This is a genomic window from Sinorhizobium fredii USDA 205, from assembly GCF_001461695.1.
GTDB classification, from domain to species: domain Bacteria; phylum Pseudomonadota; class Alphaproteobacteria; order Rhizobiales; family Rhizobiaceae; genus Sinorhizobium; species Sinorhizobium fredii.
This window is the reverse complement of record NZ_AUTC01000141.1, coordinates 59,165-69,273: the sequence shown is the minus strand read 5'-3', so window position 1 is coordinate 69,273 and position 10,109 is coordinate 59,165. Positions and strand designations below refer to the sequence as shown.

General features: G+C 64.5%; 8 protein-coding genes and 1 pseudogene. All 9 read right to left on the bottom strand.

The window, feature by feature from the left end:
- Positions 1 to 183: 183 nt before the first annotated feature.
- Positions 184 to 1,452: a glycerate kinase type-2 family protein gene (locus tag N181_RS17055; RefSeq protein ID WP_037398597.1), complete on the bottom strand. Its 1,269-nt coding sequence runs from the start codon at positions 1,450 to 1,452 to the stop codon at positions 184 to 186.
- A 4-nt stretch (positions 1,453 to 1,456) separates the two neighbouring features.
- Positions 1,457 to 1,774: a Dabb family protein gene (locus N181_RS17050; protein ID WP_037398599.1), complete on the bottom strand. Its 318-nt coding sequence runs from the start codon at positions 1,772 to 1,774 to the stop codon at positions 1,457 to 1,459.
- Between the two features lie 12 nt (positions 1,775 to 1,786).
- A complete protein-coding gene (locus tag N181_RS17045; RefSeq protein WP_060563613.1) occupies positions 1,787 to 3,442 on the bottom strand; it encodes a GMC family oxidoreductase in 1,656 nt (551 codons plus the stop codon).
- A 93-nt stretch (positions 3,443 to 3,535) separates the two neighbouring features.
- Positions 3,536 to 4,308, bottom strand: a pseudogene (locus N181_RS17040) (3-ketoacyl-ACP reductase).
- Positions 4,305 to 5,819: a GMC oxidoreductase gene (locus N181_RS17035; RefSeq protein ID WP_037398608.1), complete on the bottom strand. Its 1,515-nt coding sequence runs from the start codon at positions 5,817 to 5,819 to the stop codon at positions 4,305 to 4,307. Before N181_RS17035 ends, N181_RS17040 begins: the two are co-directional and overlap by 4 nt.
- On the bottom strand, positions 5,816 to 6,928 hold the full coding sequence (locus N181_RS17030) for an ABC transporter ATP-binding protein (RefSeq protein ID WP_037398611.1): 1,113 nt from the start codon (positions 6,926 to 6,928) through the stop codon (positions 5,816 to 5,818). The genes N181_RS17035 and N181_RS17030 overlap by 4 nt, the downstream gene beginning before the upstream one ends.
- Before the next feature lie 4 nt (positions 6,929 to 6,932).
- A complete protein-coding gene (locus N181_RS17025; RefSeq protein ID WP_014330324.1) occupies positions 6,933 to 7,814 on the bottom strand; it encodes a carbohydrate ABC transporter permease in 882 nt (293 codons plus the stop codon).
- The gene (locus N181_RS17020) at positions 7,814 to 8,692 is read right to left on the bottom strand and encodes a carbohydrate ABC transporter permease (protein WP_037434896.1); all 879 of its coding nucleotides are present in this window, start codon (positions 8,690 to 8,692) and stop codon (positions 7,814 to 7,816) included. Before N181_RS17020 ends, N181_RS17025 begins: the two co-directional genes overlap by 1 nt.
- Before the next feature lie 170 nt (positions 8,693 to 8,862).
- Positions 8,863 to 10,107: an ABC transporter substrate-binding protein gene (locus tag N181_RS17015; protein WP_014330326.1), complete on the bottom strand. Its 1,245-nt coding sequence runs from the start codon at positions 10,105 to 10,107 to the stop codon at positions 8,863 to 8,865.
- Positions 10,108 to 10,109: the final 2 nt, after the last annotated feature.

The window sequence follows — 10,109 nt, the reverse complement described above, 5'->3', positions numbered from 1 at the left end:
GCTTCAACAACGATGTGTGAATGCCATAGCCCACAAGGGGGAGGGGCTCGGCGGCAGCCGCGATCGCCTGCCCTTTTCAAACCTTCGCGCCTGCCGCCGACGTTGATGCAGATGCGGATACGGTGCCGCGGGGAAGCCCTCCCCCTTGTGGGGAGGGGTGGCATTCGCGCTGGCCCCGCCGATTCAGCGCACCAATATCGCCCGGAAATCGTTGACATTCGTGCCGGTGGGCCCCGGCACGAACAGGTCGCCGCTTGCGGAAAACGCCGACCAGGCGTCGTGGCGGGCAAGATGGGCACGGGGGTCGACGCCCGTCGCCCGCATGCGGGCCACGCTCGCCCCGTCGGCAAAGGCGCCGGCATTGTCTTCCGAACCGTCGATGCCGTCCGTATCGGCAGCCAGCGCATCGACGCCGGCAACGCCGTCGATGTCGAGTGCCAGCGACAGCAGGAACTCGCTGTTGCGGCCGCCCTTGCCGTAGTCCTTGGAAATCGTCACCGTCGTCTCGCCGCCGGAAAGCAGCACGACGGGCCTGGCGAAAGGCCGGCCGCGCAATGCCACTTCGCGGGCGAGTGCCGCATGCATCCGGCCGATGTCGCGTGCCTCGCCCTCGATCGCATCCGAGAGGATCATTGCCTCGATGCCGGATTCTCTGGCGCGCGCCGCCGCCGCCTCGAGCGACACGCTTGCCGAGGCGATCACATGAACCTCGTCGCCGGCAAAGGCGCGATCGTCGGGATCGGGTGCACGCGCCGCATCAGAGCGGAGATGCGCCATCACCCGCTCCGGCAGCGCCAGGGCATAACGGGAAACGATGTCGCGGGCCTCCTCGAGGCTCGACAGGTCCGGGACGGTCGGGCCCGAGGCAACGAAGGCGGGATTGTCGCCCGGGACATCCGAGACGACCAGACTGACGACGCGCGCCGGCGCGGCGGCAAGCGCAAGCCGCCCGCCCTTGATTCGCGACACGTGCTTGCGCACCACGTTCATCGCCGAGATCGGCGCGCCGGAGGCAAGCAACGCCTTGTTGACGGCGATCTCGTCCTCGAGCGTCAGGCCATTCGGCGGCGCCGGCAGCAGCGCCGATCCGCCGCCGGAAACCAGTGCCACGACCAGGTCGTCCGCTGTCAGCCCTTCGACGAGATCGAGGAGCGCCGAGGAGGCGGCAAGCCCCGCCTCGTCCGGCACCGGATGGGCCGATTGCAGGACCTTGAGGCGCTCGCACTTTTCGATCGGCCCATGACGGGCGACGACCGCCCCTTCGATCGGGCCGTCCCAGAGCCGCTCGAAGGCGGCCGCCATCTGGCTTGCCGCCTTGCCGGCGCCGACGACGATGGTGCGGCCCTTCGGCCGCGCCGGCAGGTGGGCGCTGATGGCGGCGTAAGGATCGGCCGCGATGACGGCGGCCTCGAAGAGGGAGGTCAGGAACGGGCGCGGCTCGATCAATGCCATGGAATCAGTCCGGGATTTCGAGGTCGTAGACGAGCACACCTTGGACGCCGCCTTCGGCCGCCGCAACAATTTTTGCGCCGGTCCGGCGATGGTCTGCGTCATCGAGATAGGTGTCGCGCGCCTTGGCATCGGCAAAATCGACGATGAAACCTTCGGCGTAGCCCTTGTCCATGCCCGTCTCCGGGCTGACATTGGCACCGACATGCGCCGCCAGGAATCCCGGCAGGCGCTCCTTCAGGGCGGCAATCTCGGCGAAGATAGCCGCCTTCTCGGCGTCGCTCACCTCGGGGCGAAAGCGGATGAAAACGCAGTGGCGGATCATGGTTCCTCCGGTTCAGCGAATATCGGCGCGGGCCCTGGGCCGCGTATCGTTGCGCTCATGCTGGAACACCGCCGGCGGCAGCGACGGCAGGCCGCGGATGATGTCGGCCCCCTTCTCGCCCATCATGATCGTCGGCCCGTTGGTGTTGCAGGAGGGCACCCGCGGCATCACCGAGCTGTCGCAGACGCGCAGGCCCTCGATCCCGCGGACCTTCAGGTCGAGGTCGACGACCGCCGTATGATCCGTGCCCATCTTGCAGGTGCCGACCGGATGATGATCGGTCTTGGCATTGGCGCAGCCATAGTCGAAAAGCTGCGCCTCGGTCTTGATATCCTTACCTGGCAAACGTTCGGCCAGCACAAAGGGCTCGAGCGCCGGCTGCTGCATGATCTCGCGGGCGATCTGCAGCCCCTCCAGCGACATCCTGCGGTCATGCGGATCCTCCCAATAGCTCGGGTCGATCAGCGGCGCCGCCGCCGGATCGGCCGAGAAAAGCCGGACCGTGCCGCGCGAGCGCGGATGCAGATAGGCGGAGTTGAGCGTGACGCCCGCATTCTTCAGCCGCGCCACACCCGCCTCGATGCCCGAGCCGAGGCCGAGATGAAACTGGATATCCGGCGAGCGGGCATTCGGGTCGGCATACCAGAAGCCGCCGGTCTCGAAGAGCGACGAGGCGACCGGGCCGCTGCGGAAGAGCACATATTGTAGCCCCGCCCAGAGCGTGCGGTGCAGTTTGGCGACGTTGTCATAGGTGTGGTCGCCGGTGCATTCGGAAATGACGAACAGGTCGAGATGGTCCTGAAGATTGCCGCCGACGCCCGGCAGATCATGGCGGACCTCGACGCCGACCGAGCGCAAATGATCGGCTGGACCGATGCCGGACTGCAGGAGCAGTTTCGGCGAGCCGATCGCGCCGGAAGAGACTAAGACCTCCCGTTCGGCGCGGATCGTCTCGCTGCCCTTGGCGGTCACCACTTCGACGCCGACGGCGCGGCTGCCTTCGAGCACGATGCGGGCGACGCGGGCACCGGTGCGCACCGTCAGGTTTTTTCGATCCTTGATCGGCGACAGGTAGGCGAGCGAAGCCGAGGAGCGCCGGCGGTTGCGCTGCGTCAGCTGATAGAAGCCGACGCCCGCCTGCTGCTTGCCATTGAAGTCGTGATTGTAGGGAATGCCGAGCTCCTGACCGGCGCGGATATAGGCATCGCAGATCGGCAGGGTCGAGACGGGCATGGATACGCCGAGCGGCCCGCCATAGGAATGATAGTCGTCGGCGAAACGCTGGTTGTCCTCGGCGCGCTTGAAATAGGGCAGCACGCTGCGATAGTCCCAGCCGGCGCAGCCGTCCTCGCTCGCCCAGAGATCATAGTCGACGGCATTGCCGCGGGTGTAGAGCTGCGCGTTGATCGAGGAGCCGCCACCGATCACCTTCGCCTGGGTATAGCGCAGCACCCTGCCCTTCATGTGCTTTTGCGGGATCGTGTTCCAGCCCCAGCTCGCCACACCCTTGGTCATCTTGGCGAAGCCGGCCGGCATATGGAACAGCGGGTTCCAGTCGCCGCCGCCCGCCTCGAGCAGCAGCACCTTGACGGCCGGATCCTCGCTCAACCGATTGGCAAGCACACAGCCGGCCGGGCCGGCACCGGTGATTATGTAGTCGAAAGCCATTCTCCGTTTCCTCCACCGCCTCATTTGGAACGTTCCAAATGCAAGGCGTGACAAATCTGACGAACGCCTCCGGCGAGGCGGTCCTTCCCTGTTCTAAAGTCGGCTGATCGACAGGCCTCCATCGGCCTGGATGATCGAGCCGGTGGCGAAGGCGAATTGGCCGCTGGCGAGGCCGGCGACGATATTGCCGATGTCCCCGGGCTCGCCCCAACGCCTGACCGGCACCAGACCGCCGGCGATCAGCGCGTCGTATTTGCCGGAGACTGCCGCGGTCATATCGGAGCGGATGATGCCGGGGCGCACCTCGAAGACCAGATGCCGGTCTCGGCGAGCCTGAGCGCCAGGCCCTGGGTGAAGGCGGCAAGCCCCGCCTTGCTCATGCAATAGTCGAGCCGTTCCGGCGAGCTCATCGCCGCAGAAACCGAAGTGATGTTGATGATCGAGCGCGGCGCAATGGCTGGCGTCGCAAGCATGGCCTTCAGCACCGCTTGCGTGAAGAAGACAGTGCCGCGCAGGTTGATTCCAACGATCGTGTCGAAATTCTCCGGCTTCAGGTCGAGGAAATCGCCGCGCACCACGGACGCAATGCCGGCATTGTTGACGAGGCAGTCGATCCGGCCGAAGGCTGCGGTCACCGCGTCGGCGGTCGCCTGATGGCCCGAAAGGTCCGCAACGTCGGCTCGAAGGAAGATGGCACGTGCCCCCAATGCACCGAGCTCCGCAATGACCGGCGCCACGCCTTCCGCATCACCGATGCCGGTTATGGCGATGTCGAACCCGCCCGCCGCAAGGGCCCGGGCAATGCCGAGGCCGATGCCGCGACGGCCGCCGGTAACGATCGCGACGGGGCGTGCCTTGTCCGTCATGACCGAAGGTCCCCCTTGACGATGTGATCGGCGACGCGCAGCGCCTGGGCCGCCACCGTCAGCGCCGGATTGACCGCGGCCGAGGTCGGCAGGAAGCCGGCATCGACGACGAAGAGATTGGGATGGTCGAAGGCGCGGCAATAGACGTCGAGCGGCGCGTCCGCGGCGTCATTGCCGATCCGAACCGTGCCGCATTGGTGCGACGGCGTTCGCTTGTCGAAGGCCCTGGCCAGCACGATCGGGAAGCCGGCCTTTTTCAGCACCCCCTTCAGTCTGGCGACGAGATCGAGGTGAGCTTGCCAATTGGTGCGCACCCATTTGAGCAGGATGCGCTCGCCGTCGACCATGATCCGGCTTTCCGGCGATGGCAGATCCTCGCTCATGGCGTAGAAGTCGATCCCGCGAGCGGAGACTTGATTCAGAAGCCACTCGGGCATTGCCGGCATATTCGCCTTCAGGATTGCGCCGGAGACGCGGCCGAGGAGTTGGATATTGCCGAGCGGCGGCCCGCCCTCGCCGTCCGAGAGATAGAAATCGTTCAGCCCGAAGGTCTTCTGGTAGATGGAATCGTTTCGGTACCACGGGCTGAGCGCAATGACGGCGCTCGAATTGTGGTTCATGAAGTTGCGGCCGACCTGGTCGGAGCGGTTGGCGAGTCCGGCCTGGTTGCGGTCGTCGGCGGAGCGCAACAGCAGCACGGCCGATTGCACGGCGCCGGCAGATAGGATGACGAGCTTCGGCGAGACGCTGTGTTCCGCCCCGTCTTTCAAATAGTGCACCGTCTCGATCGCCTTGCCGTCCGGCGCCGTCGTCAGCCGGGTGACGCGCGAACCCGTCTGGAGGCGCACATTCGGATATTCGAGCGCCGCCGTCAGCGCCGCGGTCTCCGCATCCATCTTGCCGTCGAAACTGTTCGGATGCGCATCCCAAGGTGTCTTGCCCTTGGCGAGCCAGCGGTCGATATCGATGCCGAGCGGCAGCGAATAGGGGTGCAGGCCAACCTCCGCCAGGCGCTTGCGCACTTTGGCGATCGCCGGTTCGTCCGGCACCGGCCCGTGCGGATAATTGTTCGAATGCGCCGGTTCGGTCGGGTCCTCGCCGAGCCTGCCGCGCACCTGGTAGAGCTCTTCCGCCCTGGAATACCAGGGCTCGAGTTCCTCATAGGGAAAGGGCCAGGCCGGCGAGATGCCGCCGAGATGGCGCATCTCCTCGAAATCCTCGCGGCGGTAGCGGGTCAGCACGGCGCCATAGAATTTCGAGTTGCCGCCGACATTGTAATAGTTGCCGGGGTTGAAGCCGGCGCCGCCCGCCTCGTACCAGGTCTCCTTCGGCCGGAAATGACCGCGCTGGAAGATCGCCCGCTGGTCGCGATTGACCGGCAGGTCCTCGATGTGGTGACCCGTCTCGAGGATGAGGATTTCGGCACCCGAAGCGGCAAGTCCGGCAGCCACGGTGGCGCCGCCGATACCCGAACCGACGATGACGATATCCGGCTGGCTCTGCACGCTCATGCGATCCGCTTCTCGCTTTGCGGGTCGAAGAACACGGCCTTGTCGAGATTGAAGGCCAGCCGCGACGTCTGGCCGGGGGCGATGCGAGCATCAGCGCGGAGTCTCGCGACGATTTCCTTGCCGCCGAGCCGGGTGACCGCGAAGGTGTCGGAGCCGGCCGGCTCGACGACCTCGATCAGGCAATCGCCCTCGGCGACGAACTTCGCATTGCGGTCGGCGCCATCCGGATCGGTCAGCGCCTCCGGACGGATGCCGAAGACGACGTCCTTGCCGGCATAGGCGGAGAGCGCGCCGTTATGCGGCACGGCAAGCTTCAGCGGCTCGGCATTCGGCCGGTCCAGAGTCACCGCAACGCCCGAACCGGAGGTTTCGATCCGCGCCTTCAACAGGTTCATCGCCGGCGATCCCATGAAGTCGGCGACGAACATATTGGCCGGATTGTTGTAGATCTCGGCGGGCGTGCCGAACTGCTGCAGGACGCCATCCTTCAGGACGGCGATCTTCGTCGCCAGCGTCATCGCCTCGATCTGGTCGTGCGTCACATAGACGATCGTCGTCTTCATGCGGTGGTGCAGGCGTTTGATCTCAGTGCGCATGTCGACGCGCAGCTTCGCGTCGAGGTTCGACAGCGGCTCATCGAAGAGGAAGAGTTTTGGGTCGCGCACAAGCGCCCGGCCCATGGCGACGCGCTGGCGCTGGCCGCCGGAAAGCTGGCCGGGCTTGCGCTCGAGCAGATGGCCGATCTGCAGCATGTCGGCAACCTGCTTGATCGCCTTGTCGCGCTCCTCCTTCGGCACGCCGCGGATTTCCATGCCGAAGGCGATGTTTCCGGCAACCGTCATATTCGGATAGAGCGCGTAGGACTGGAACACCATGGCGATATCGCGCTTCGACGGGTGCAGCCCCGAAACCGAGCGGCCATCGATCGCGATATCACCCGAGGTGATCGGCTCCAGCCCGGCGATCGTGTTCAGAAGAGTAGACTTGCCACAGCCGGACGGGCCGACGAGCACCAGGAAGCCGCCCTGTTCGATCTCGATGTTGATGTCCTTCAGGATCTCGAGCGAGCCGTAGGATTTGCGCAGATTGCTGATTTTCAGGAATGACATGGGCTTATCCTTTCACGGCGCCGGACATCAGCCCGCGGACGAAGTAGCGGCCGGACACGATGTAGACGATGAGCGTTGGCAGGGCGGCGAGGATCGCGCCTGCGAAGTGGACGTTGTATTCCTTGACCCCCGTCGACGAGCTCACCAGGTTGTTGAGCGCCACCGTCATCGGCGTCGAATAGGGGCCGGAGAACGAGGCACCGAACAGGAAGTCGTTCCAGATATTGGTGAACTGCCAGATGACCGAGACGACGATGATCGGCCCGGAGGACGGCAGCATGATCCGCAGGAAAATCTGGAAGAAACTCGCCCCGTCGATCTGCGCGGCGCGCACCAGCTCGGTCGGGAACGCCTCGTAGTAGTTGCGGAAATAGAGCGTCGTGAAGCCGATGCCGTAGACGACATGGACGAGGATCAGCCCCCAGATCGACCCGGCAATGCCGAGAATCCCCAGGATGCGCGCCATCGGAATCAGCACGATCTGGAACGGGATGAAGCAGGACAAGAGCAACATACCGAAGAAGATGTTCGCGCCCGGGAAGCGCCACTTCGTCAGCACGTAGCCGTTGAGCGCGCCGATGATCGTCGAGATCGCCACGGCCGGAACGACCATCAGGATCGAATTGATGAAGAACGGGCGAAGACCGGTCGGCTGCACACCGATCTGCGCCGTTGACCAGGCCGAAAGCCACGGCTCGATCGTCCAGGTCTCAGGCAGGTTCAGCATGCCCCCCTGGCGGATCTCGTCGAGCGGCTTCAGGGAATTCACCAGCATGACGTAGAGCGGCAGCAGCGAGTAAAGCGCGAAGAGGATCAGCGCCAGGTAGATCAGCGCCCGGGTCAGGCGGTTGTGCGAGATGACGTTCTCTGGACTGCGAGCGCCCATCAGCGTTTTCCTCCCCGGATTTCGGAATAGAGATAGGGAACGATGATCGAGAAGATCATCACCAGCATGATGACCGCCGAAGAGGCGCCGATCGCCATCTGGTTTCGCGTGAAGGTGTAGGAATACATGAAGGTCGCCGGCAGCTCAGTCGCCTGCCCTGGCCCGCCGCCGGTCAAGGCGATGATCAGGTCGTAGGCCTTGATGGCGAGATGGGCGAGCACGACGAAGGCCGAGAGGAAGACCGGCCGCATCAACGGAATGATGATCCGCCGGTAGATGGTCGGCGTCGTCGCACCATCGATCTGGGCGGCCTTGATGATCTCGTTGTCGACGCCGCGCAGGCCCGCCAGGAACATTGCCATGATGAAGCCGGTCGACTGCCAGACCGCGGCGATGACGACGCAATAGATCGCGTAGTTGCGGTCCTTGATCCAGTTGAAGGAGAAGCTCTCCCAGCCCCAGAGATGCATGGTGTTCTCGAGCCCGATGCCGGGATCGAGGAACCACTTCCACGCGGTCCCCGTGACGATGAAGGACAGCGCCATCGGATAGAGGTAGATCGGCCGAAGAAACCCCTCCGCCCGGATCTTCTGGTCGAGAAGGATGGCAAGCGCCAGACCAAGCACCGAGCAGATGACGATATAGAGCGTCGCGAAGATCGCCAGGTTGCTGACCGCCCGCCACCAGTGTGGCAGCGCCCAGAGCTTGCTGTAGTTGCCGAAGCCTATGAAATTGTGGGACGGCAACATCTTGCTGTCCGTCATCGACAGGAAGCCCGTGTAGACTATGAAGCCGTAGACGAACACCAGAACTATGAGAAAGCTGGGGGCAAGCACGAGCCTGGGCAAAAGCTCCTGCAGCCGGGTGCGGCTATCCATGTTTGTTACCACCGTATCGTTTCGTATGGAGGGGCCTGCCCCTCATCCGCCTGCCGGCACCTTTTCCCCGCTTTGCAGGGAGAAGGGGTTATGCCGCAGCGCCTCCGTCCCCTCTCCCCGCGAGCGGGAAGAGGGTCAGGGTGACGGGCTTCGCGCCCCTCGCGTCGCGCTTACTTTGCGGCCTCGACCGCCGTGACGAGTTCCTTCACGGCCTCTTCCGAGCTGAGCTCACCATTGAACTGGCGGGTCACCACGTCATAGATCGCGTTCATGACGGCGGCCGGGTTGGCATGGCGGTGGGCCATGGAGCCCATGAGCGTGCCGCTGGCGTTGGCTTCGGCGAGATCCTTGATGCCCTTCTTGCCGCAAGCGTCGAACTCCGTATCCGGAACGTCGGTGCGGGCCGGAACCGATCCCTTGACGACGTTGAACGCGGTCTGGAAGGTGGGGCTTTCGATGGCCGAAGCCATCTGCAATTGTGCCGGGACCTTATCATCCGAGACCTTGAACATGACGAACACGTCGGAGTTGAAGGTGACCGAGCCTTGCGTTCCCGGGAAGCGCATGCAGACGAAATCGGTGCCGGGCACCTTCTTCGCCTTGAGGAATTCACCCTTCGCCCAGTCGCCCATGAACTGCAGGCCGGCCTTGTTCTCGATGACCATGGCGGAGGCGAGGTTCCAGTCGCGGCCGGAGAAGTTGTCGTCGACATAGGATCTGAGCTTCGTCATCCGGTCGAAGGCTTCCTTCATTTGGTCGCCGCCGAGCGTTGCCGAATCGAGGTCGATGAAGGCCTTCTTGTAGAAGTCGTTGCCGAGCGAAAGCACGACCGCATCGAAGATCGTCGCGTCCTGCCAGGGCTGGCCGCCGTGGGCAACCGGCGTGATGCCCTGTTCCTTGAACTTGTCGAGCAGCGCGATCAGCTCATCCCAGTTCGCCGGCTCCTTGCCGCCGGCCTTGTCGAGGGCGGCCTTGTTGATCCAGACCCAGTTGGTCGAGTGGACGTTGACCGGAGCAGCGATCCAGTGGCCGTCATATTTCGAGAACTGCTGCAGCGCCGTCGGAACGACCTTGTCCCAGCCTTCCTTGGCGGCAATGTCGTCAAGGTTGCCGAGCGCGCCTTCCTTGGCCCAGTCGAGGATGTCGAAGCCGAGCATCTGCACCGCCGTCGGCGCATTGCCGGAGGTGACGCGGGCGCGAAGCACCGTCATAGCCTCCGTGCCGCCGCCGCCGGCGACCGGCATGTCGGTCCAGGTAATGCCCTTGCCTTCCAGATCCTTCTTCAGAACGTCGAGGGCCGCCGCCTCGCCACCGGACGTCCACCAGTGCAGCACTTCCACATTCTCTGCTGCGCGCGCGGCCGTCGCCGCCAACATCAATGCTGCAACAGCCGTCGTCGTCATCAACTTGCGCATCG